This is a genomic window from Acidovorax sp. 22279 (assembly GCF_052045435.1).
In the GTDB taxonomy this organism is placed as follows: Bacteria; Pseudomonadota; Gammaproteobacteria; order Burkholderiales; family Burkholderiaceae_C; genus Acidovorax; species Acidovorax delafieldii.
This window is the reverse complement of sequence record NZ_JBQEOV010000004.1, coordinates 326,379-349,317: the sequence shown is the minus strand read 5'-3', so window position 1 is coordinate 349,317 and position 22,939 is coordinate 326,379. Positions and strand designations below refer to the sequence as shown.

At 67.3% G+C, this 22,939-nt stretch carries 22 protein-coding genes; 12 read left to right on the top strand and 10 right to left on the bottom strand.

Going from position 1 to position 22,939, the window contains the following annotated elements:
- The first annotated feature begins 30 nt into the window (after positions 1-30).
- Positions 31-1,038: a porphobilinogen synthase gene (hemB, locus tag ACTJKQ_RS07895; RefSeq protein ID WP_440596517.1), complete on the top strand. Its 1,008-nt coding sequence runs from the start codon at positions 31-33 to the stop codon at positions 1,036-1,038.
- A gap of 60 nt (positions 1,039-1,098) precedes the next feature.
- The gene (locus tag ACTJKQ_RS07890) at positions 1,099-2,346 is read left to right on the top strand and encodes a magnesium transporter CorA family protein (RefSeq protein ID WP_200938875.1); all 1,248 of its coding nucleotides are present in this window, start codon (positions 1,099-1,101) and stop codon (positions 2,344-2,346) included.
- 172 nt (positions 2,347-2,518) lie between these two features.
- On the opposite strand, the gene ACTJKQ_RS07885 is transcribed toward ACTJKQ_RS07890, so the two are convergent.
- Positions 2,519-3,436, bottom strand: coding sequence for an amidohydrolase family protein (locus ACTJKQ_RS07885; RefSeq protein WP_369816924.1), 918 nt, complete (start codon positions 3,434-3,436; stop codon positions 2,519-2,521).
- Positions 3,437-3,491: 55 nt separating this feature from the next.
- Positions 3,492-4,181 (bottom strand): dienelactone hydrolase family protein, encoded by a 690-nt coding sequence (locus ACTJKQ_RS07880; protein ID WP_056057531.1) that lies wholly within the window; start codon positions 4,179-4,181, stop codon positions 3,492-3,494.
- Positions 4,182-4,303: 122 nt separating this feature from the next.
- Between ACTJKQ_RS07880 and ACTJKQ_RS07875 the strand changes: the two genes are divergently transcribed.
- From ACTJKQ_RS07875 to ACTJKQ_RS07845, 7 genes are all read left to right on the top strand, one after another.
- Positions 4,304-5,050, top strand: a complete 747-nt coding sequence (locus ACTJKQ_RS07875) for an SDR family oxidoreductase (protein ID WP_099731486.1) — start codon at positions 4,304-4,306, stop codon at positions 5,048-5,050.
- Between the two features lie 179 nt (positions 5,051-5,229).
- Complete coding sequence (locus ACTJKQ_RS07870; protein ID WP_056057526.1) at positions 5,230-5,865, top strand: MarC family protein; 636 nt, start codon at positions 5,230-5,232, stop codon at positions 5,863-5,865.
- Between the two features lie 17 nt (positions 5,866-5,882).
- Positions 5,883-6,578 carry a penicillin-insensitive murein endopeptidase gene (locus ACTJKQ_RS07865; protein WP_056057523.1) on the top strand — a complete coding sequence of 232 codons (696 nt, stop codon included), beginning with the start codon at positions 5,883-5,885 and terminating at the stop codon, positions 6,576-6,578.
- 108 nt (positions 6,579-6,686) lie between these two features.
- Positions 6,687-7,385, top strand: coding sequence for a winged helix-turn-helix domain-containing protein (locus ACTJKQ_RS07860; protein ID WP_440596516.1), 699 nt, complete (start codon positions 6,687-6,689; stop codon positions 7,383-7,385).
- A 66-nt stretch (positions 7,386-7,451) separates the two neighbouring features.
- Positions 7,452-8,918 carry a two-component system sensor histidine kinase CreC gene (gene creC / locus ACTJKQ_RS07855; RefSeq protein WP_440596515.1) on the top strand — a complete coding sequence of 489 codons (1,467 nt, stop codon included), beginning with the start codon at positions 7,452-7,454 and terminating at the stop codon, positions 8,916-8,918.
- 113 nt (positions 8,919-9,031) lie between these two features.
- Positions 9,032-10,468 (top strand): cell envelope integrity protein CreD, encoded by a 1,437-nt coding sequence (gene creD, locus ACTJKQ_RS07850; protein ID WP_056057514.1) that lies wholly within the window; start codon positions 9,032-9,034, stop codon positions 10,466-10,468.
- On the top strand, positions 10,465-10,824 hold the full coding sequence (locus ACTJKQ_RS07845) for a hypothetical protein (protein WP_082564823.1): 360 nt from the start codon (positions 10,465-10,467) through the stop codon (positions 10,822-10,824). The genes creD and ACTJKQ_RS07845 overlap by 4 nt, the downstream gene beginning before the upstream one ends.
- Before the next feature lie 104 nt (positions 10,825-10,928).
- Here ACTJKQ_RS07845 and ACTJKQ_RS07840 read toward each other — a convergent pair whose 3' ends face one another.
- From ACTJKQ_RS07840 to ACTJKQ_RS07825, 4 genes are all read right to left on the bottom strand, one after another.
- Positions 10,929-11,975 (bottom strand): GGDEF domain-containing protein, encoded by a 1,047-nt coding sequence (locus tag ACTJKQ_RS07840; RefSeq protein ID WP_192419722.1) that lies wholly within the window; start codon positions 11,973-11,975, stop codon positions 10,929-10,931.
- Between the two features lie 203 nt (positions 11,976-12,178).
- Complete coding sequence (locus ACTJKQ_RS07835; protein WP_108499504.1) at positions 12,179-12,715, bottom strand: hemerythrin domain-containing protein; 537 nt, start codon at positions 12,713-12,715, stop codon at positions 12,179-12,181.
- Between the two features lie 167 nt (positions 12,716-12,882).
- Entirely contained in the window at positions 12,883-13,464 is a 582-nt protein-coding gene (locus ACTJKQ_RS07830) for a hypothetical protein (RefSeq protein WP_056057507.1), read from the bottom strand.
- Positions 13,465-13,574: 110 nt separating this feature from the next.
- Entirely contained in the window at positions 13,575-13,793 is a 219-nt protein-coding gene (locus tag ACTJKQ_RS07825; RefSeq protein ID WP_056057504.1) for a CsbD family protein, read from the bottom strand.
- A 371-nt stretch (positions 13,794-14,164) separates the two neighbouring features.
- On the opposite strand from ACTJKQ_RS07825, the gene ACTJKQ_RS07820 reads away from it, so the two are divergent.
- From ACTJKQ_RS07820 to ACTJKQ_RS07810, 3 genes are all read left to right on the top strand, one after another.
- Positions 14,165-16,039, top strand: a complete 1,875-nt coding sequence (locus ACTJKQ_RS07820) for a DUF1800 domain-containing protein (protein ID WP_440596514.1) — start codon at positions 14,165-14,167, stop codon at positions 16,037-16,039.
- Between the two features lie 8 nt (positions 16,040-16,047).
- Positions 16,048-17,502 carry a DUF1501 domain-containing protein gene (locus ACTJKQ_RS07815; protein ID WP_099731492.1) on the top strand — a complete coding sequence of 485 codons (1,455 nt, stop codon included), beginning with the start codon at positions 16,048-16,050 and terminating at the stop codon, positions 17,500-17,502.
- A gap of 88 nt (positions 17,503-17,590) precedes the next feature.
- Positions 17,591-18,967 carry an NAD(P)/FAD-dependent oxidoreductase gene (locus ACTJKQ_RS07810; RefSeq protein ID WP_440596513.1) on the top strand — a complete coding sequence of 459 codons (1,377 nt, stop codon included), beginning with the start codon at positions 17,591-17,593 and terminating at the stop codon, positions 18,965-18,967.
- A gap of 77 nt (positions 18,968-19,044) precedes the next feature.
- On the opposite strand, the gene ACTJKQ_RS07805 is transcribed toward ACTJKQ_RS07810, so the two are convergent.
- From ACTJKQ_RS07805 to ACTJKQ_RS07790, 4 genes are read right to left on the bottom strand one after another with little or no spacing between them, the layout of a single operon-like run.
- Entirely contained in the window at positions 19,045-19,737 is a 693-nt protein-coding gene (locus ACTJKQ_RS07805; protein WP_440596512.1) for an ABC-type transport auxiliary lipoprotein family protein, read from the bottom strand.
- Positions 19,738-19,792: 55 nt separating this feature from the next.
- Complete coding sequence (locus tag ACTJKQ_RS07800; protein ID WP_440596511.1) at positions 19,793-20,761, bottom strand: MlaD family protein; 969 nt, start codon at positions 20,759-20,761, stop codon at positions 19,793-19,795.
- A complete protein-coding gene (locus ACTJKQ_RS07795) occupies positions 20,761-21,636 on the bottom strand; it encodes an ABC transporter ATP-binding protein (protein WP_116748643.1) in 876 nt (291 codons plus the stop codon). The genes ACTJKQ_RS07800 and ACTJKQ_RS07795 overlap by 1 nt, the downstream gene beginning before the upstream one ends.
- Complete coding sequence (locus tag ACTJKQ_RS07790; protein ID WP_440596510.1) at positions 21,633-22,757, bottom strand: MlaE family ABC transporter permease; 1,125 nt, start codon at positions 22,755-22,757, stop codon at positions 21,633-21,635. Before ACTJKQ_RS07790 ends, ACTJKQ_RS07795 begins: the two co-directional genes overlap by 4 nt.
- Positions 22,758-22,939 lie beyond the last annotated feature (182 nt).

Genomic DNA, 22,939 nt, shown 5'->3' with positions numbered 1-22,939 from the left:
AGCGCCACAGGGGGGCTTCATAATCTGACGATGCACCTCCAAAGCCCTGCCCCCTTCCCCCAGAACCGCCCCCGCCGCCTGCGCCGCGATGCCTTCACCCGCCGCCTGGTGCGCGAGAACGTGGTCACCGCCGACGACCTGATCTACCCCGTGTTTGTGCACGAGGGCACCAACCGCAGCGAGGCCGTGACCTCCATGCCCGGCGTGGACCGCCTGAGCCTGGACCTGCTGCTGCCCGTGGCCGCGGACTGCGTGAAGCTGGGCATCCCGGTGCTGGCGCTGTTCCCGGCGATTGACCCGTCGCTCAAGACGCCGGACGGCAAGGAAGCCCTGAACCCCAACGGCCTGATCCCGCGCGTGGTGCGGGCGCTGAAGAAGGAATTTCCCGACCTGGGCGTGATGACCGACGTGGCGCTGGACCCCTACACCAGCCACGGCCAGGACGGCGTGCTGGACGAGACCGGCTACATCATCAACGACGAGACGGTGGAGATCCTCACTGGCCAGGCGCTCACGCATGCCGAGGCGGGCGTGGACATCGTCGCCCCCAGCGACATGATGGACGGCCGCATTGGCGCGATCCGCGAGGCGCTGGAGGTGCAGGGCCACATCCACACCCGCATCATGGCCTACAGCGCCAAATACGCCAGCGCCTTCTACGGCCCGTTCCGCGACGCGGTGGGCACGCGCGGCGCCCTGGGCAAGGCCGACAAGAACGTGTACCAGATGGACCCCGGCAACAGCGACGAGGCCCTGCGCGAAGTGGCCATCGACATCGCCGAAGGCGCCGACATGGTGATGGTGAAACCCGGCATGCCCTACCTGGACATCGTGCGCCGCGTGAAGGACGAGTTCCACGTGCCCACCTTTGCCTACCAGGTGAGCGGCGAGTACGCCATGATCAAGGCCGCTGCCGCCAACGGCTGGCTGGACCACGACGCCGTGATGATGGAAAGCCTGCTGGCCTTCAAGCGCGCAGGCGCCGACGGCGTGCTGACCTACTTTGCGCGCGACGTGGCACGCAAGCTACAAAAATAATAGCTGTCAGCGCATATTCCACTAGCGCTACCGGCGCTTTTGACTGAAACCACGGTGTCCATGCGCATCTTTCACATCCACAGCAGCGGCGTGCAGGAGCTCACCGCCCTGCCCGCCCAGATGCCGGCGCAGGGTTTCCTCTGGATCGCCTGCGCGCGTCCGGCCTTTCAGGCGCGGCTCGCCGAGATCCAGGGCCGCCTGCAGGCGCTGATCGGGCTGCAGCTGGTGGACCTGCATGTGTCCGACCTGCTCAACGCCCAGCTGCCCTCGCACTACGACTACACCTCGCAGTACGACCTGCTGGTGTTCCGCCGCCTGGCCACGGTGCAGGGCGATGCTGCGCAGGCCGGGCAGCCCGGGCCTGCTGCCCCCGCCACACCGGCCGTTGCCGCCGAGCCCGACAACAACCCCAACGCCCCGGTCAAGCGCAGCGGCCCGCCCGTGCTGCGGCGCATCGACACCAGCCCCGTGGGATTTGCGGTGTTCGACCAGCTGCTGCTGACCGTGCACCCCACCGACTGCGCAGTGCGCGATGCCTACGCGACGCGGCTGCTGGCGGCCACCCCGGCCAATGGCAACGGCAATAGCAATGGCACCAACGCCACCGCCAGCCATGCTGCCGCCCACGGCAACGCCCACGCCAGCCCCGGCATGGGCGAGGGCCGCAGCAGCCCGATCTCGGGCGCACGCCTGCCCACCAGTCCCGCCGACCTGATGCTGCGCGTGGTCAACCAGATGGTGGACGGCTACCTGGACCTGCGCCGCGAGCTCACCCGCCAGCTGGACCACTGGCAGACCGAACTGCTCAAGCCCCGCGCGCGGTACGTGAACTGGACCTCGCTGCTCGAAGCGCGCCTGTCGCTGCACATGCTCGACGAGATCTGCGAAGACCAGCGCACCGCCGTGCAGGACTGGATCGACGCGCTGGAAACCTGGGCCCTGCCCGACACGCCGGCGGGCCTGCGCGAGCTGGACCTGCTCAAGGTGCGCAGCCGCGACGTGCTGGAGCACATCGAGCGCGTGGTGCACCACGTGCGGCGCCTGGAGCAGAGCACCGAAACCGCCGTGCAGATGCACTTTTCGGTGCAGAGCAACCGCACCAACGACATCATGCGCACCCTCACGGCGCTCACGGCCGTGTTTTTGCCGCTGAACCTGATTGCGGGCATTTTCGGAATGAACTTCGAGTTCATTCCACTGGTGCACAAGGCCGACGGCTTCTGGTGGGCCATGGGGTCGATGGTGTTCATCGCGCTGTCGCTGGTGCTGCTGTTCTGGCGCAAGCGGTATCTGGCCAGGACGAGGTGACAACCCCCTGAGCGGCTGCGCCGCTTCCCCCTTCTCTCGAACTGCTGCGCAGTTCGGGAAGGGGGACGATGCCCTCGCTGCGGGGCGGCCCTTGCTCGGCATCCCTGGCTGGGGTCAGCGCCCGCTTCGATGGGCGTCAACCAGAGCAAGGCAAGGAGCGCGCTCCAGCGGCCTATGGCCGGGCCACCCCAAACAGCCCCGCCGCGTTATCCCACGCCACCTTGCGGGCCACATCGGCGGGCAGGCCGCCCAGCCACTGGCGGTAGCCCTGCATCAGGCTTTCGTAGTGTTGCCAGCGCTGGTTGACCCAGGTGTCGGAGCCAATCACGAAGCGCGTGGGGTACTTGAGCAGCAGCGCGCGCCAGGCGGGGCACAGCTGGTTGTCGTCGCAGACCAGGCCGGGGCGGTACGAGAGTTCGCCCACCAGGCCCGGGTAGCGGGCCATCAGGGCGTCCACCCGCTCCACAGGCGCGCCGCCAATGCCGGTGTGGGCCCAGATCAGCCGGGCCTTCTGACCTTGGGACGGGGTGTTAGCCATCAGCAGGTCGATGGCGGTGTCGTCCACATGGGCCAGCACCACCAGGTCACGCTGTTCGGCCAGGGCCATGAGCTTTTTGGCCACGGGGCCGTTGGCGTTGGCGCTGTCGTACAGGTGGAATTCGCCCAGGCCCCGGTACGGGCCGGCCGGCGTGCCTCGGGCCAGTTCGGTCTGCACCATGTCGTAGATGGTGTCGTCGGCAAACCAGCCGGTGTAGTCGGCGCGGTTGCGGTACAGCCGCACAAACGGCACCACCGTCACACCGGCCTCGCGGGTCTGCGGCAGGCCCGCCAGGGCGAGCGACCCGGCATTGGGCCGCGAGTTGGCCACGATGGCGCGCACGCCGCTGGCCTTCATGCGTGCCAGCACATCGGCGGGTGGGTGCGGGCCTGAGCGGCCGTCCCAGGCTTCCTCGTTGTAGTGCAGGTGGGCGTCGAACAGGGGGCCGGTGTAATCGGCCGCGTGGGTGGTGGCGCATAGCGCTATCAAAATAGTAGCTGCCAGCACATGACGGAATAGCGCTTGAGGCCGAAATTGCCTGAAATCCGCCATGACCACCCCCGTTGGTTGTTCGCAATCGTGTCGCCGTCTCTGTTACTGGGGCGGTTCAGCCCAGGTGCTTGGCAAAGAAGGCCAGGGTGCGCTCGCGGGCCGTGTTGGCGGCGGCCTCGTCGTAGCTGCCGCGCTGGTCGCAGTTGAAGCCGTGGTCGGCGGCGTACACATGCACTTCGACCTCTGGGTGGGCCTTGCCGAAGGCCTGCACGCTGTCCAGTGGGATCCAGTGGTCGCGCTCGCCAAAGTGGGCCAGCACCGGCACCTTGGGCGTGCGGGCCACTTCTTCCGGCGTGGTCACGCCACCGCCGTAGTACGGCACGGCGGCCGACAGGCCCTGCAGCAGGCAGGCCGAGCGCCAGGTCAGCAGGCCGCCCCAGCAGTAGCCCACGATGCCCACCTTGCCGCCGCTTTGCTGCGCGGCGTAGTCGATGGCGGCCTGGATGTCGGGCAACACGCCCGGCGCGGGCAGGGCCTCGACCGCAGCCTTCAGGCCCATGCCGGCCTGCATGTCGTCACCGGTGTAGCCCAGCTCCACCCCTTGCTTGACGCGGTGAAAGGTGGATGGCGCCACGGCCAGGTAGCCGCTGGCGGCGTAGCGGTCGGCCACCGAACGGATGTGCGAGTTCACGCCAAAAATTTCTTGCAGCACCACCACAGCGCCACGGGGCGTGCCCTCGGGCCTGGCGACCCAGGCGGGGGCCACAAAACCGTCACTCGACGTCAGATCGACAAACTGTCCCATGCTGAATGCTCCTTGGATTTGGTACGTATGGTGCGCAGAGGGTCCGCGCTATGGGTGCGGGCGCTGCGCTGCGGGGGGCAGAACCTGTTCCAATGCGCCATTCTTGCAGGAGACCCCACCCCATGGAGAAGATCGCACTAATCACTGGCGCCAGCCGGGGCATTGGCGCCGCCACCGCACGGCTGGCCGCAAAACATGGCTGGGCCGTGGCCGTCAACTACCTCGCCAACGAGGCCGCTGCGCAGAGCGTGGTCGATGCCATCCGTGCAGAAGGCGGCACCGCCATCGCGGTGCAGGGTGACGTGGCGAGCGAGGCCGACATCCTGGCCATGTTCCAGGCCGTGGACACCCAGCTGGGCCGCATCAGCGCCCTGGTCAACAACGCCGGGGTGGTGGACGTGACCGCCAGGGTGGACGAAATGAGCACCGAACGCCTGCGCCGCATGTTCGACACCAACGTGATCGGCAGCATCGTCTGCGCCCGCGAGGCCGTGCGGCGCATGAGCACGCGCCACGGCGGCAGCGGCGGTGCCATCGTCAATGTGTCCAGCGCCGCCTCGCGCCTGGGCTCGGCCCATCAGTATGTGGACTACGCGGCCGCCAAGGGCGCCATCGACACCTTCACCATCGGCCTGGCGCGCGAAGTGGCGGCCGAGGGCATCCGCGTGAACGCCGTGCGCCCGGGCCTGATCGAGACCGACATCCACGCCAGCGGCGGCCTGCCCGACCGGGTGCGCGACCTCTCGCACCAGGTGCCCATGCAGCGCGGCGGCACGGCCGATGAGGTGGCCGAGGCCATCGTCTGGCTGATGTCCCCTGCAGCGAGCTACACCACAGCCACCTTGATGGATGTATCGGGCGGACGCTAGGGCGCGCAGGGCATCGCACAACCCAGTAGCAAGCACGCTGCAGCGCAGCATGCCCGACCGCCAAACGGTGCAGAAAACACCGCATACTCGCGCACAGCCCGGGCTGCGCCACCTTCATCTGCCGTTGGCCTGAGCCCCCCGAAGAACCACCCTGCCCACTTGCCCTTGGGAGCGCCTTGATGGACCTCAAACCCCTGATCACCCTGCTGGCCATCGTGAACCCGCTGGCCATCGTGCCGTTCTTCATCCACTACACGCAGGGCTTCTCGTACCCGCAGCGGCGCCGCACCATCCAGGTAGCCAGCTTCAGCGTGTTCTGCGTGATTGCCGCCTGTGCGCTGCTGGGCCTGCAGATCCTCGACTTCTTCAACATCTCGCTGCAGAGCTTCCAGGTGGGTGGCGGCATGTTGCTGCTCATCAGCGCGATGAACATGCTCAACGCCCAGCCCGCCGAGGCCAAGCCCAGCACCAACGAATACGAAGAAGGCGCCGAAAAGGCCGCCGCCGGCAGCAGCATTGCCGTGGTGCCGCTCACCATTCCGCTGCTCACCGGCCCGGCCAGCATGTCCACCGTGGTGATTTATGCCGACCGCGCGCAGACCTTCTGGCAGCACGCCGCGCTGGTGGGCTACGGCGTGGTCATCGCGCTGGCCACGGCCGTGTGCTTTGCGCTGGCCGACCCGATTGCGCGCGTGCTGGGCAAGACCGGCATCAATGTGATGACCCGCCTGATGGGCCTGATCCTGGCCGCGCTGGCGGTGGAGGTGATGGCGGACGGGCTGGGCAAAATCTTCCCGGTGTTGATCGCCCGCTGAGCCGCCTCAAGAACCTCATGCCACGTTTTGCCTGGTTTTTGATAGCGCTCATTTCGCTTCAACCGGCCTCCCCCCTCATGGCCGCAGAAAGCCAGTGCTACGGCACAGTGAGCAACGGCCGTTTGGAAGGGGGCGTAAAGCTTCCTAGCCAAGGGCCAAACTTCACCTCTTACAGTGTCTTGGGTGCAACTGCGGGTCGAACGTACGTTCACTCCACAGTTGCAAAGATCATCATTTCTTCCTACGCAGCACTGGCCAAAGAAACACCTTCCAATCGGTATGTCTATGGAGAGACTGGGTGGTCTTCGGGAGGCCGCATTCGTCCACATCGCACCCACCAGAACGGCCTGTCAGTGGATTTTTTTGTTCCGGTTCGAGATGCCGCAGGGAAATCTGTGCCACTTCCTACACGCGTTTCCAACAAGCTTGGCTACGACATAGAGTTCGACTCCAACGCGAGGTATGAGAACTACACCATCGACTTCGAGGCTACGGCGGAGCATCTGTACCAACTGCAGCTTGCGGCAAAGGCCAATGGTGCAGGAATCACACTCGTGATCTTCGATACAGAGTTCTTGCCAAAGCTGTTTGCCACCAAACACGGCGCCTATCTGCAGAACGAACTACCCTTCATGAAGGGGAAACCGTGGGTCCGACATGATGAGCACTACCACATCGATTTCCGCATTGCGTGCAAGCCGAAAGTCGGATAACCCGTCAGTTTATGGAACCCGCTGGAGTCTGCTCCACGGTCGCAATGACGGCGCCTGGCAGCACCCTATCCACACACGGCTGGCGAACCAGGGTGAGGCACGATTGAGATGACCGCCCGGCTTCTATTACTTGAAGACGACCCCGCCATCGCCCGCACCGTGGCCTACGCGCTGGAGCGCGATGGCCTGACCGTTACACACAGCCTGCTGGTGCATGACGCGCGCCAGCAGCTGCAGCGTGCGCGGTTTGACCTGCTGGTGCTGGACGTGGGCCTGCCCGACGGCAGCGGTCTGGACCTGCTGCGCGATGTGCGCCATGCGCCGCCCACCGCCGCCCTGCCCGTGCTGATGCTCAGCGCCCACGGTGAAGAGATCGACCGCGTGCTGGGCCTGGAGCTGGGCGCGGACGACTACCTGACCAAACCCTTCAGCCCGCGCGAACTGGCCGCCCGCGTGAAGGCGCTGCTGCGCCGCGCGGGTCACGGCAACGGCCACCCGGCAGCGCCCGCCGCCACGGCCGCCGCGCTGTTCCACGACGACGAGGCCGGCCAGCGCATCAGCCTGCGCGGCCAGGCCCTGCCGCTGACCCGGCGCGAGTACCGCCTGCTGTCCCACCTGCTGCGCGGCGCAGGCCGCATCCATTCGCGCGACGCCCTGCTGGCCGCCGCCTGGGGCGACGACAGCGAAAGCACCGACCGCACGGTGGACACCCACATCAAGACCCTGCGCGCCAAGCTGCGCGAGGTGGACCCGGCGCGCGAGTACATCAGCACGCACCGGGGCATGGGTTACTGCCTGGACATCTGAAGCCAAATTGGCTGCCAGCGCCCATCCGAAAAGCGCTGACAGCTATTGTTTTTGAAGTAACGCACCATGCGCCTCGGCATCCGCCTGCTGTTCGCCTTCTTCCTCATCAACGGCATCGCCGCGTTCTTTGTGCTGCGCGTGTTCATGGCCGAGATCAAGCCCAGCGTGCGCGAGGTGATGGAAGACATGATGGTGGACACGGCCAACATCCTGGCCGAGCTGGCCAGCGAGGACCTGGCCGCCGGGCGGCTGGCGGCACAGGCCAACAACAGCAGCACCAGCCCGTTTGCCCAGCATGTGCGGCGTTACGCCACGCGGCCCGTTGATGCGGCCATCTGGGGCTTTTCCAAGCAGTCGCTCGACTACCGCATCTATGTGACCGACACCACGGGGCGCGTGCTGTTCGACTCGGAAAACCGTGCCATCGGTGCCGATTATTCGCAGTGGCGCGACGTAGCCCGCACGCTGCGCGGCGAGTACGGCGCGCGCTCTACGCGCGATGTGGAAGATGACGACACCAGCGGCGTGATGCATGTGGCGGCGCCCATCTACGTGAACAGCCAGATCGCGGGCGTGCTCACCGTGGCCAAGCCCACGCGCACGGTGCAGCGCTTCATCGACCGGGCCGAGCGCAAGGTGTTCATGGGCGGGCTTTTGCTGCTGGCGCTCTCGGCCGCCGTGGGCGTGGCGGTGACGCTGTGGATGGTGTGGAACGTGCGCCGCCTGCGCGACTACGCCCTGAGCGTGCAGGGCCCGGCCGACGGCGAACGCCACGACCCAACTCTTCCGCCCCCCACGGCCCTGGCTGTGCCCGAGGTGCCCGGCGAGCTGGGCGACCTGGCCCGCGCCATGGACCGCATGCGCGCGCGGCTGGAGGGGCGCGACTACATCGAGGGCTATGTGCGCGCGCTCACGCACGAACTCAAAAGCCCCGTGGCCGCCATCCGGGGCGCGGGCGAGCTGCTGCAGGACGAGCTGCCCGCCGCAGACCGCGCCGAGTTTGCGACCCAGGTGGTGCAGCAAAGCGAACGCCTGCAGCGCATCATCGACCGGCTGCTGGAGCTGTCCAAGCTGGAGCAGCGCCAGCACGCCGAAGGCCGCGCGCCCGTGGCGCTGCACGACTGCGCCGAGGCCGCCATTGCCCAGACCCGCGCCCGCGCGGGGCAGCGCGGCGTCACGTTGGCACTGGAAGGGCACGGCACCAGCGGCCCGTGGGAGGCCGAACTGGTGACGCTGGCGCTGACCAACCTGCTGGACAACGCGATCGACTTTGCGCCCGCAGGCAGCACGGTGCGGGTAGAACTGGACGGCGCCACAGTGGCCGTGCAAGACAGCGGCCCCGGCGTGCCCGACTACGCGCTGCCGCGCCTGGGCGAGCGCTTTTTCACCACCGCACGGCCGGGCGGCGAGCGCAGCGGATCGGGCCTGGGGCTGGCGATTGTGCAGCGCGTGATGGCGCTGCACGGCGGGCAGATGGTGGCGCGCAACACAGCACCGGGGCTGCGGGTGGAGCTGGTGTACCGCGCCGCCTGAGCAGCGAAAGCCACCGCCAGCGATCCCCACTTCACACTGGCCTCACAAACTTCATAGCGCCCTCACAGCGCGCCACAACACTGCCTCCACAACAGTCACTTGTGGAGGATCTTTTGTTCAAACACCCCTTGTTCACCAAACTGGCGGCGCTGACCGCCATCACCGTGTTGCTGCTCTTTGGCTTGGGCCTGATCGAAGACGTGGTGCGCGACCGGCTGCGCTACCGCAGCATCACCGCGCAGAGCGTGGCCGAGAGCCTGGCCGGGCCGCAGACGCTGATGGGCCCCATGATCCACAGCGCCTGCGTGGAGAGCTGGGATGAAGAAGTCGGCAAGGGTGACGAGCGCCGCATGGTCGAAAAGCGCCGCGAGTTCATCCTGACCGCCATGCCCGAACAGCTCAAGCTCACCACCGGCGCCGCGATGGAAGAACGCGCACGCGGGCTGCACAAGGTGAACACCTACAACCTCAAGGCCAACGTGACGGCGCAATGGGGTTCGCTGGCCAGCCTGCTGCCGCAGAGCAGCATGAAGAATTCGCGCATGCACTGCGGCGCACCCATTGTGATGATGGCCGTGGGCGATGCACGCGGCATCCGCACTGCGCAGTTCACCATGGGCAGCCAGGCGCTGGCGCTCAAGCCTGGCACCTTCCACCCCACCTACAGCCGGGGCCTGCACGCGGTGCTGCCCGAATCCGTGCGTGGCAAGGCCGACGGCCTCACGGCCACGCTGGACCTGGAACTGGTGGGCACCGAGCGCCTGGCCATCGTGCCGCTGGGCGGCAACACCGAGGTGCTGATGACCAGCAGCTGGCCCCACCCGTCGTTTGCCGGGCGCTTTCTGCCATCGGAACGCGAGGTCAAGAAGACCGGCTTTTCGGCCCAGTGGCGCCTGTCGTCGCTGGCCACCACGGCGCAGGCCGACATTGCGAACGGCAAGCGCATCTGCCTGGGTGCGGATGAGGGCAGCGACTATGCACACAGCGGGGCCACGCCGGGCGACTGCGCCGACAGCTTCAGCGTGGCCTTCATCGACCCGGTGAATCCCTATTCCCTGTCGGACCGCGCGACCAAGTACGGTGTGCTGTTCATCGCCCTCACCTTCGTGGCCGTGGGCCTGTTCGAGCTGATGAAGAAGCTGCGCGTGCACCCGGTGCAGTACCTGCTGGTGGGCAGCGCGCTGTGCAGCTTCTTCCTGCTGCTGGTGAGCCTGTCGGAGCACCTGCCGTTTGGCATTTCGTACGCGGTGGCCGCGAGCGCGTGTGTGCTGCTGCTGGCCTATTACGCCAGCCACATGCTGGGCGGGCTCACGCGCGGTGTGCCACTGGGGGCGGGCATTGCGCTGCTGTATGGCCTGCTATACGTGCTGCTGCAGCTGGAGCAGACGGCGCTGGTGGTAGGTGCGATTGCGCTCTTCCTGGTGCTGGCAGCGGTGATGGTGCTGACGCGCAAGGTGAACTGGTACGGCCTGTCGCAAGGCGGCACGCCCCCGCGCCCCACCATGCCGCCCATGCAGCGCCCCGCAGCCCCCCGCGCGGAGGCTGCATGAACGCCGCCGCGCAGACCACCCGCTGGGCCCAGTACCTGGCGCAGGCCCAGGCCCTGACGCCGCCCGCCAGCACCGGCCCCGCAAGGGGCCCTGCGCTGACCGCCGCCGAATCGGCCCGCGTGCAGCGCCACCGCGACCAGTTGATGGCGGCCCTGCGGTCGCAGGACCGGCTGGCCTTGCACTGCGCCAAGCAGCAGGTGCTGGACGCAGCCTTTTGCCCCCACCGTGCCGAGGCGGACCACAGCCACGGAGGGCCTGCAAGCGGCGCTGCAGATTCGCCCGCCCTGCGCCGGGCGCTGCGCGACCTGGCGTGGCGCACCGCGGCCTTGCTGTTGCCGCGCCGGCCGGAGTTCTGAAGGTGTCCCGAGGGCCGTGCGCAGGCCCCTGGGGCACAGTTTTTAGTAAAAATGGGTGGTAGCGCTAGTGCAATATGCGCCAGCAGCTATCAAAAGCAGAGCAGCTACACCACCACGGTGCGGCTGCGCCCCTCGCGCTTGGCGGTGTAGAGCGCAGAGTCCAGCAGGCGCAGGGTGATGTCCAGCGGGCGCAGCGGGTCGAACAGGGTAAGCCCCATGCTGACCGACAGCACCAGCGCCGGCTCGATGCCGGGCAGCGGGTGAGCGGCCAGCGTCGCATGCACACGCTCGGCCACCACCTGTGCCTGGTCGAGCCCGGTGGCGGGCAACAGGGCCAGAAACTCCTCGCCCCCCCAGCGCCCCAGCACATCGGCCGCGCGGAAGACATCGCGGCACAGGGTGGCAAACAGCTGCAGCGCCTGGTCACCCACATGGTGGCCGTACACATCGTTCACGCGCTTGAAGTGGTCCAGGTCCATCATCAGCAGGCTGGCTGGCTCATTGCCCCGCTGCAGCAGTGCCCATTCCTGGCGCAGGCGATCGGTGAACGAGCGGCGGTTGGCCAACCCGGTCAGCACATCGGTGTGGGCCAGCACCGCCATCTGGTGGCGCGCCGCCTCCAGCTCCATCAGCATCTGGCCCTGGCGGTCGTTGGCACGCTTGAGCTCCAGCAGCCGGATTACCTGGCGCGCCAGGGCACTGAGCAGGTCCTGCACCTTGGCTGACAGCTCACGCGGCCGGTGGTCCAGCACGCACAGCGTGCCCAGCACAAAGCCATCGGGCGTGACCAGCGGCGCCCCGGCGTAAAAGCGCAGGGGGTTCTTCTGCGTGACGATCGCATAGTGCGCAAAGCGCGGGTCTTGTGCCAGGTCGGGCACGATGAAGACGCCGGACTGGCGGATGGCATAGCGGCACACCGACTCGCTCAGCGGGGTTTCCCGCAGCGCAAACCCACGGGCGGCCTTGAACCACTGGCGCTGGCTGTCCAGCAGGCTGATCAATGCCACGGGCGCTTCGCACACGTAGCCCGCCAGGTCGGCCAGCTCGTCGTAGGCGGGCTCCATGGGCGTGTCGAGAATGCCGTAGCGCTGCAGGGCCTGGAGACGGGCAGTGTCGTCGCAGGGGTCGTCGGGAGGGGTGGTGTCGGCCATGATGCGAAGCGGCCGCGCCGCCCCCAATTGCCTTGAGATGGGGCAGCATGCCACACAAGCAGGACGGCTGCACGGGTGAAAGCCCGATGGCCCCCGGGTCACGCCAGGGCGGTGCTCTGGCCTTGTTGTGCCTGCCTCTCGTTTGTTCGTTCAGCGTCTGCTGACGCTTGCCGCTGCGGACAGACAGCGCAGTTGCGTCGCTGTCAGGCGGCCACAGCGGGCGCGATATCGCGTTGGGCAGCGGGCTCGCTCGCACCCGGGGCGTCGGTGTCCGAACACGTGGCCCCACCGCAACCGTGGATCAACGCACCCGGTAACGCGCCGGGAGCGTGCACCACGCCGGTCACAGGGTCAAACCCCACACGGCGCAGGTGCAGGGCCAGCGAGGCATCCATGCTCTGCGCATGCTGCGGAAACCACAGCGCCAGCTCGCTGGCCATGACGCGCAGCACCTTCAGGTCGCCCTGTTCGGCGTGGGCCGTGCCTTCACGCATCACCTGCAGCACCACCTTGTGCTGCATGCTGTGGCAGTTGCCCGATGCAAATCGGGTGGAGGCCATCCAGTCGTCTTCCTGCCCGAAATGCTGCTCGGTATGCTCCACCAGAGCGCGCCAGCGGGGCAGCAGGTCGGCGTCACCGGCCTGGTCCACAGCGGCCAGCAAGTCGACGAACTGCCGGTGGGTGTCATCCATCAGGGGCAGGTCGAGGTTCAACGCATCAGACCATTCGAGGTGGGCCATGGGACTCCTTGGGCGGGCAGATCAAACGAAGGTGCGAGCTTAGAAGCCCCGGCCCGGCCGGGTGTTGATGCAGGTCATGGCCACGCCATACGCAGCCAGGCCCTGCACCGCGCGCGGCGGGCAGGGCCTGGTAGTGCAAGGGACTTGGGCGCCCAGCGCCCGCCCCATCAGCTCTGGCCGTACATGCGCTTGGCGTCGTCCACACACTTGGACTTGAGGTCGCCAGTCATCGTCTCGCAGCGCTCCTTGGCAGCCTTGTAGTTGGCTTCATTCTTCTCGGCGGTGGCGTCCTTGCGCGCCTCGGCCACGTTGGCGGCCTTCTCGGCCGCTGTGTCTGCAGGCTTGGCCTGGGCGGCGGCCACCTTGGCGTTTTCCTTGGCCTTCACATGTTCGGCCTTGGCATCCTTCACGCACACGTCCTTGGCGTTGCCGGTCAGGTCGTCGCACTTTTCCTTGGCGACAGCGTAGGCGGCGTCGGCACGGGCTTCAGCCACCTTCTGGCTGGCCTTGGCGCTGGGCTTGTACTGGGCTTCGAGCTCGGCCTTGGCCACGTCTTCGGTGCCCTTGGCTTCCTTCATACAGATGTCCTTGGCGTTGGCCTTGAGGGCATCGCATTTTTGCTTGTTCATCTTGTAGTCCGCCGAGATGCTGTCCTTGGCGGCCTTGTGCTCTGCGGGGGTCATGGCAAAAGCGGTGGTAGCCATCAGACCGGCGGCGCAGGCGGCGATCAGGGTGCGTTGGAATGTCATGGTTTTCTCCTCGATGAAATGGAATGCAATGGGTGTGAATCTTGTAGGGGCTGTGCGCCAGGGGTGGCCTGGCGGGGGCGGGGCGAAAGCCCCGCAGCGCGGTCGCGCTATCAGTCGTTGAAGCGGAAGTCGGGGTGGCGGTCTTGCCATTCCTTGAGCTGCTTTTCGGCCACGTCGCGGGCGATGCCCTGGCGCTCTTGCAGCTTGCCCAGGAACTGTTCGCGCTTGCCGTCGATGACATCGAAGTCGTCGTTCGTGAGCTTGCCCCACTGCTCGATCATCTTGCCCTTGAACTGCTTCCAGTTGCCCTTGATGGTGTCTTCATTCATGGTGTGACTCCTCAAAAAACTTCGCTTCAGCCATCCACTCGGAGTGCGTGGAACCTTTGCGTGATGCGATGGAATTCACTGTAAAAATGATCTGGCGACGGCGCCGTAGTCCATGCCACGCAGCACACGTCAGCACAGGACTACGGGCGTGACGGACATCGCCGATGAAATGGTTCCCACCCTCTGGAGAAGACGAGCGAGGCCTCCATGCAAGGTACAAAGTGTTGCAATGGCCCATCATTCAGGCCGCAGGCGCAGCGGGCATTGCATAGGCGTGTTTCGCTTGGTAACACTTGTGTTTCCAGGCGGGCGTGGCGTGTGATTTAGTCATGGCTGTGCTGCCAGCGGCAGACTTTTTGACCACGACCACCATGACACATCGATACGAGGAGACTCTGACAACCGCGGTTGCAGAGGCACCAGAGGGCCTGCCCCTCCCCCCCGAAAACCCCACCACCGCCAGCAGGGCCCACGCGCCCTTGCTGACCGCGCTGTTTGCGTCCACCGCCCTGGCCGCCTGCGGAGGCGGCGGTGGCGACAGCGCGCCAGGCACGGGGACACCCAGTGCACCTGCGCCATCCACCCCCTCGCTGGGCAACTACGCCCATCCCTCCGCCGGCACGGACAACGAGGCCGCCCGCTTTCTGCTGCAGGCCCAGTTCTCGGCATCGACTGCCGAAATCGCGGCGCTGCGCACCACCACCTACGCCGACTGGCTGGAGAGCCAGTTCAATGCGGGCCCCAGCCAGGGCGGCTGGGACTGGCTGAACCAGCGCGGCTACGCAGACATCAGCAACGACACGGCCTACTACGACAACTCCTACCCTGCCGATTACATGATCTGGTACCAGCTCATGAAGTCGCCGGACGGTCTGCGCAAGCGGGTGGCGCTGGCACTGTCCGAAATCTGCGTGGTCTCGCTCAGCGGCGTGGACATCACCTGGCGCTGCCATGCCATGGCCTGGTACTGGGACCAGCTGGTGAACAACGCCTTCGGCAACTACCGCTCCGTGCTGGAGAACGTGACGCTGAACGCGGCCATGGGCTACTACCTCAATACCCGTGGCAACCAGAAGGAAAACCCCGCCACGGGCCGCCAGCCCGACGAAAACTATGCCCGCGAGGTCATGCAGCTCATGTCCATCGGACTGGTCGAACTGAATATCGACGGGTCCCCCAAGAAGGACGGCTCGGGCAAGCCCATTGACAGCTACACCATGAACGACGTGACCAATCTGGCACGCGTGTTCACGGGCTACGACTACGACCAGACGCAGAACGTGCCGACCACCGTGCCAGGCACCACAAGGGTGGTCTCCAACACCACCTTTGCGCGGCTGCCCATGGCGCTCAATGCATCGCGCCACTCCACGCTGGCCGCCACCTTCCTGGGCACCACCGTGCCCGCCAACACGCCCGGCGCCGCGGCACTCAAGACCGCGCTGGACACCTTGTTCAACCACCCTAACGTGGGCCCCTTCATCGGCAAGCAGCTGATCCAGCGGCTGGTCACCAGCAACCCGTCACCCGCCTACGTGGCCCGGGTGGCAGCCGCCTTCAACAACAACGGCGCCGGCGTGCGGGGTGACCTGCGCGCAGTGGTCAAGGCCATCTTGCTGGACGACGAGGCACGCTCGCCCACCGGGCTGACCCAGCCTGGCTTTGGCAAGCTGCGCGAGCCCATGCTGCGCTTTGTGCAGTGGGGCCGCACCTTTGGCATCAACTCGGTGCAGGGAAGCTGGAAGATCGGCGACCTGAGCGACCCCGGCTCGCGCCTGGGCCAGAGCCCGCTGCGTTCGCCCTCGGTGTTCAACTTCTTCCGCCCAGGCTACGTTCCACCATCCACGGCCCTGGCGGCAGCGGGCGCCGTGGCACCCGAGTTCCAGCTGGTCAACGAGAGCAGCGTGGGGGGCTACCTCAACTACATGCAGGGCGTGATCCGCAACGGCATCTTTGTGAATGCCCCGGAGCTGCCCAACAATGCCAGCAGTTCCAACAACGGGTACGACATCAAGGCCAGCTACGCCAACGAGCTGGCCATCGTGGCGGATGCGGACGCACTGGTCGCACGCATCAACCTGCTGATGTGCGCAGGCCAGCTGTCCGCAGCCACCGTCAAGCTCATTGCGGACGCGCTGAAGGCAACGCCCGTCACCGCCGCCAGCACCGACGCCGTCAAGCTCGACCGCGTGGCGGCCGCCGTCTTCCTGGTCATGGCTTCGGCCGAATACCTCGTTCAAAAGTAAGCCCTGCCATGCACCTGCTTCAACCCGAACTCCACACCCGCCGCGCGTTTCTGCGCCGCTCCACCCAGCTGGGCCTTGCGGGCACGGCCCTGCCCTTTGCGCTCAACCTGGCTGCCATGGGCGAGGCGGCGGCCTTCAACGCCACCGACTACAAGGCGCTGGTCTGCGTGTTTCTGTACGGCGGCAACGACTATGCCAACACCGTGGTCACCTACGACGACGACAGCTACAACCGCTACAACACCATCCGAGGCGGTGGCTCAGGCCAGACGGCGGGTGGCATCGCGCTGGCCAAGGCAGCCCTCGCCCCCACGCTGCTGACACCCACCACGCCGCTGCCTGGCGGCCGCCAATACGCGCTGCACCCGGCCATGACGGGGCTGGCCGGCCTGTTCAACAGCGGCAAGGCGGCCGTGCAGCTCAACGTGGGCCCGCTGGTGGTGCCGCTAACCCGCGCGCAGTACAACAGTGCCGACCGCGCCACCTACCCCGTGCCGCCCAAGCTGTTCTCGCACAACGACCAGCAGTCGGTATGGCAGTCATCCTCGCCCGAGGGCTCCACCGTGGGCTGGGGTGGCAACATCGGCGACCTGGCGCTGTCCTCCAACGGCAATTCGCTGTTCACCTGCATCTCGGTCACGGGCAATGCGGTGTTCCTGTCGGGCGACTCGGCGCTGCAGTACCAGGTCAGCACCAACGGGGCCGTGGCCATCAACGGTGTGAAGAACCGGGTGTACGGTTCTTCTGCGGTGCAGAGTGCGCTCGCGTCGCTCATCCAGCAGCCACGCACGCAAACGCTGGAGAACGAATACAACCGCGTGACCACCCGCGCCGTGACAGCCGAAAGCCAGATCACCAACGGGATCGCGGGCGTGACGCTGGCTACCACCTTCCCCAACAACAACTCCCTGGCCAACCAGCTCAAGATGGTGGCGCGCCTCATTGGCGCGCGCACCAGCCTGGGCAGCAAACGCCAGGTGTTCCTGGTGTCGCTGGGGGGCTTTGACCTGCACGACAACCTCATCGCGCAACAGCCGGTACTGATGCAGCGCGTGAGCGAGGCCATGACCGCGTTCTACAACGCCACGGTGGAGTTGGGAGTGGCCGACAAAGTCACGGCGTTCACCGCGTCCGACTTTGGCCGCACGCTCAGCTCCAACGGCGATGGCTCGGACCACGGCTGGGGCAGCCATCACCTGGTGGTCGGCGGAGCCGTCAAAGGCAAGGCCTTCTACGGCAGCGCGCCGCCGGTCAGCATCACCAACACGGCCGCCCCCGAAGACCAGTGGCACGTGGGCCAGGGCCGCCTCCTGCCGTCCACCTCGGTGGACCAGTACGCCGCCACCCTGGCCAAGTGGTTTGGCGTGGCCGACAACGAAATGGCGGGAGTGCTGCCCAACATCACGCACTTTGGCGCAGCGGCAGGCCGGCCGGACTACCCAGTGGATCTGGGGTTCCTGTAACTCGATGGAGCCCCCGTGACCCGGGGGCCTGCAGGTCGCGAACACGGCAGGGGCCTGGACCACCACCCGGCTCCCCAATAATGGCAGCATGACGACTCCCTCTGCTTCCCCGCTTCGCCCCCGCGTGGTCATCATCGGTTGCGGGTTCGGCGGCCTTGAAGCCGCCCGGGCTCTCAAAAGCGCGGCGGTGGATGTGACCCTGGTGGACAAGACCAACCACCACCTCTTCCAGCCCCTGCTCTACCAGGTGGCCACGGCCGGGCTGTCGGCCCCGGCCATTGCGGCGCCCATTCGGCACCTGTTCCGGCAGCAGCGCAACGTGACCACCTTGCTGGGCGAGGTCATCCGCATCGACGTGGACCAGCAGTCCGTGCATCTGGCAGACGGCGCCACGCTGCCGTATGACCACCTCATCGTGGCCGCCGGTGCCACTCACAGCTACTTTGGCCGCGACGACTGGGCGGCCTATGCGCCCGGGCTCAAGACGCTGGACGACGCGTTCGAGATCCGCCGCCGCGTCCTGCTGGCGTTCGAGGCGGCCGAGAAGGAGCCCGACCCCGCACGCCGCGCAGACTGGCTCAACTTTGTGGTCGTGGGCGCAGGCCCCACGGGCGTGGAGATGGCCGGCACGCTGGCAGAGATTGCGCGCCACACGCTGCCTGGCGAGTTCCGCCACATCGACCCCGCGAGCGCGAAGATCATCCTGCTCGAAGGCGGTGCACGCGTGCTGCAGGCCATGCCTGAGGCCCTGAGCCAGCGCGCCAAGGAACAACTGGAAAAGCTGGGCGTGGAAGTGCGCCTGGGCGCCCGCGTCACCGCCATCGACAGCGATGGCTTGAAGGTCGAATCACCTGCAAGCGCCAGTACATCAAGCGCAAAAAGCTATCAAATAAGTAGCAAATGCATTGTATGGGCCGCTGGCGTGGCTGCGTCACCCCTGGGCCGCCACCTGGCGGATGCCACCGGTGCCAGCACCGACCGCGCGGGCCGCGTGGTGGTGGAGCCCGACCTGACGCTGCCGGGCCACCCCGAGATCAGCGTGATCGGCGACCTAGCGGCCGCCAAGAGCCACGTGGCTGGCCATGAGCCCACGCCCGTGCCCGGCGTGTCGCCCGGCGCCAAGCAGATGGGCCGCGCCACGGCGGCCAACATCCTGCGCCGCCTGGCGGGCCAGCCCACCCAGCCGTTTCGCTACCGCGACTACGGCAACCTGGCCACCATCGGCCGCAACTCCGCCGTGGTGGACCTCACCTCGCCGGCCGGGCCAGTGCGGTTCTCAGGCTACTTTGCGTGGCTGTTCTGGCTGTTTGCGCACGTGTACTTCCTGATCGGCTTTCGCAACCGGCTGGTGGTGCTGCTGGACTGGGCCTGGGCGTACTGGAGCTTTGCACGCTATGCGCGGGTGGTGACGGGCATTGAACGCCATGAGACCGCGCCCCCGTCCCCGGCACCGCCGGGCACCTGACGGCCACGCGCGCTGCGTGGCGCAACAGCCAAAGCCAGCGCCTTGCCTGCAGGCTCTTGCCACAAAGACCTGTTGCGTTACTGCCCCACCTGCTCCACCCACGCCGCCAGCTCACTGGCCAGCTGGCCCGACGCCGCTGCCAGAGCGGCCACGCCGCCCGCCGCATCGGCCGACTTGGCGGGCTGCTGCACGATGAACACGCGCTGGCCGCGCAGCGATTCGCCCGCCGGGGTCAGCTCGACCACCGTGGCGCGCAGGCGCACCACCCCGGCGCTGTCGCTGGGGCTGGTGAACAGGTGGCTGAACTCCTCCAGCTCGGTGCGCAGCACCAGGGGCAACTTGTTGCCTTGGGCGGGCTCGCGGGCCTGGGCGGCGCCGTCGTCAGCCTTGAGCACGGCGCGGCGCTGGCCCAGTTGCTCGCGCAGGCGCTGCTGCAGCAGCTGTGCAGGCGGCTGGCTCCAGCGGGCCTGGCTGTAGGGGCGCAGCTGCTGGGCGTCGGCATAGGCCAGGCGGTACAGCACGGCGTTCCCCCCCTCGGGCAGGCCGGGGGCGTCCATGTCGGCCATCGCCAGCGGAGGCAGGGGCGCACGGCGGTCGGTGGGCACGGTGGCCAGCGGGCCGGGGCCAAAGTCATACAGCACGGGGCGGGCCGGAGGCGCTGGCAGGGCCGAGCAGCCTGTGAGCACCAGCACCGTCGCCAAACCACAGCCCCACAGCACGGTAGCGCTGGATGAATATGCCTTGGTTGCTATATTTTTAATAGTATTCATGTTCACTCCTCACAGAGGGCCTGCGCCACCAATGCAGCGCGGGAGGGGGTCCAGCTCACGGGGCGCCGCCAAACCCTGGCTCACCCGGCCCGGGCGGGATGCGCCCCGAGCCATAGATGAACAGCTGCGGGTTGTCGCTGATGCCCCCCGCAGCGCGGCCCATCTGGCGGGCGGCGCGGGCCGTGTCGTCGGCGGCGCGGTTCACCCGGGGCAGGGTCGCGGTGCTGAACTGGTCCGCTGCGCGCGCCAGCGACTGGGTGCCAGCGGTGATCTGGTCGATGGGGCCGCCGTCGGCGTTGAGCCGCTGGTTGGTCTTGCCCAAGTCCACCGCCAGGGCCGAGACACTGGAGCCCGCCTGCTGCAATGACTGCAGGGTCTGGCGCGCATCGCTGGCCAGGGGCGGCAGCGCGGCCAGGGCCGGGTCCAGGCGCTGGGCCACGGTGGCATCGAGCCGCTGGGTCAGGGTGTTGACGCTGCTGGCGGCCTGGCCGATGCTGGACAGCGCCTCGGTGAGCTTTTGCTGGTTGTTGTCGCCCAGCAGCTGGTTGATGCGGCGCGTGGCCTCTTCGACCTGGCCGAGGATGGCGGGCGCCTGTTCGGCCAGCTTGCCAAACGGCGAGGGCTTGAGCGGCAGGCGCGGCAGGCCGCTGGGGCCGGGGGGCAGCTCGGGGTAGGGCTTCTCGGCATCGTCCAGTAGCACGTGTGCCAGGCCGGTGACGCCCTGGTAGCCCAGCACCGCAAAGGTGGTGGGGCTGATGGGCGCCTGTTCGTTGACCGCAATACGGATCAGCACGTTGCCGCTCACCTGGGGGTCGAACCCGATGCGCGTGACCTTGCCCACGGCCACGCCCTTGTAGCGCACGGTGGCCTGGGGCTGCAGGCCACTCACGCCGTCGCGGGTGGAGAGTTCGTACTGCTCGTAGTTGGCGTTGTCGCGCGTGAGCCAGATGGCCAGGCCTGCCAGCATGGCGGCCACCACCAGCACAAAGATGCCTGCGGCGAGGGCGTGGGATTTGTTTTCCATCAGGGATGTTCCTTGTCGGGCGCAGGCGCGGCGGCGGTCTGCACCGCGGCCTGCTGCACAGGGGGCACGGGGGCCATGGCGCGTTGGCCACGTTCGCCCATGAAGAAGTGCTCGATGAACGGATGCGAAAAGTGCGCCACCTCGTGCGGCGGACCAGTGACGATGACCTTCTTGTCCGCCAGCACCGCCACGCGGGTGCTGAGCGCGAACAGCGTATCCAGATCATGCGTGACCATGATGACCGTGAGCCCCAGCGCCGCGCGCAGCTCGCGCAGCAGCGCGCAGAAGTCGTCAGAGCTGCTCGGGTCCAGGCCCGCCGTGGGCTCGTCCAGCAGCAGCAGCGGTGGGTCCATGATGAGCGCGCGGGCCAGCGCCACGCGCTTGACCATGCCCCCCGACAGGTCGGCTGGCATGCGCGTGGCGTGTTCGGGCTGCAGGCCCACCATCTGCAGCTTGACCAGCGCGGCATCGCGCACCAGCTCGGGCGGCAGCGTGCCCTGCTCGCGCAGCGCAAAGGCCACGTTGTCGAGCACGTTGAAAGCCGAGAACAGCGCACCGTGCTGGAACAGCATGCCCACCCGGCTGGCTGCCCCCTCGCGCCCCATCTCGGACGCGGGCCGGCCCAGCACGGTGACCTGCCCGCGCGTGGGCCGGGCCAGGCCCAGGATCTGGCGCAGCAACACCGTCTTGCCCGTGCCCGACCCGCCCACCAGCGACAGCATCTCGCCGCGCTGCACGGTGAAGTTCAGGTCCTGGTGCACGGTGAAGGTTTCGTCGCCCTTGCCGAACTGCGTCCAGAGGCCTTGCACATCCACGATGGGCGGCTCGCCGGGTGCGACGGCGATGTGTTCGGGCTTGGCGATGCGCTCAGTCATATGCCGATGTTCTTGAACGCTATGGCAAACAGCGCGTCCACGATGATCACCATGGTGATGGACGACACCACCGACGCCGTCGTGCCTTCGCCCAGGCTCTGGGTGTTGGGCTTGACGCGCAGGCCCCAGTGGCAGCCGATCAGCGCAATGAACGCACCAAACACCACCGACTTGGCCATGGCCAGGCCCAGGTTGCCGATCTTCACCGCAGCAGGCAGTGCCTGCACAAAGTACGACGGCGAGATGTCCATGGAGATATCGGCCGCCAGCATGCCGCCCGCCAGTGCAGCCAGCGTGGTCCACACGCTGATGAGCGGCATGGCCAGCGCCAAGGCCAGCGTGCGCGGCATCACCAGACGGAACCCGTGCGGGATGCCCATGACGCGCATGGCATCGAGCTCTTCGGTCACGCGCATCACACCGATCTGCGCGGTGATGGACGAGCCCGAGCGGCCCGCCACCAGAATGGCCGCCAGCATGGGGCCCAACTCGCGGATCAGCGAGATGCCCAGGATGTTGACGATGAACGACTCCGCACCAAACTGCCGCAACTGCAGGCTCATCAGGTAGGCCAGCACCACCCCGATGAGGAACCCCACCAGCGCCGTGATGGGCAGCGCCGTGGCGCCCATGCGGTACAGGTGGCCGGACACATCGCGCCACGGCCCCTTGCGGGGTGCACGCACCAGACGGCCCAGGTCCAGCACCAGCTGACCCACCATCTCCAGCAGGTGGCGGGCATGGTCCACGCCATGCAGCACCAGTACGCCCAGGTGGTCGATCTGCTCGCCCAGGCGCCAGGGCTCGGGCGGCGGGGCCACGCAGGTGAACTGGGCCACGCGCGTGAGCATGGTGTGCTGGCTGTCGGTGCAGGCCAGCTGGGCGGGCCAGGCGTGTTGCCAGTGGTTCCATAGCAGCTGCGCGCCCACATGGTCCAGCCACTGCAGCTCTCGCAGGTCCCAGCCCAGGGTGGGCGCGGGCGGTGCGCCCCGCAGCTGGTCCGACACGGCCTGCCACTGCTTCGCATTGCCCAGCTCGGCCGCACCCCAGCGCCCACGCAGCTGCGCGCACGGCCCTTGGCGCGTATCAGCGCGAACGATGTGGGGGGCGTGGTCGGTCATGGGTCAGGCCACCAGGGCAGCCGCAGGGGTAGGGTCGTCAAGAAGCAGCAAGGAAGAGCGTGCATGGTAGCGGAGCGAATCCTGCACGCGCTGTCGGACACCAGCCTGTCAAGCACAGACAGGCGGCGAAGCGTGTAATTATTATCAAATCGACGCCAAGCGCAATTACTACAAGCACCAGC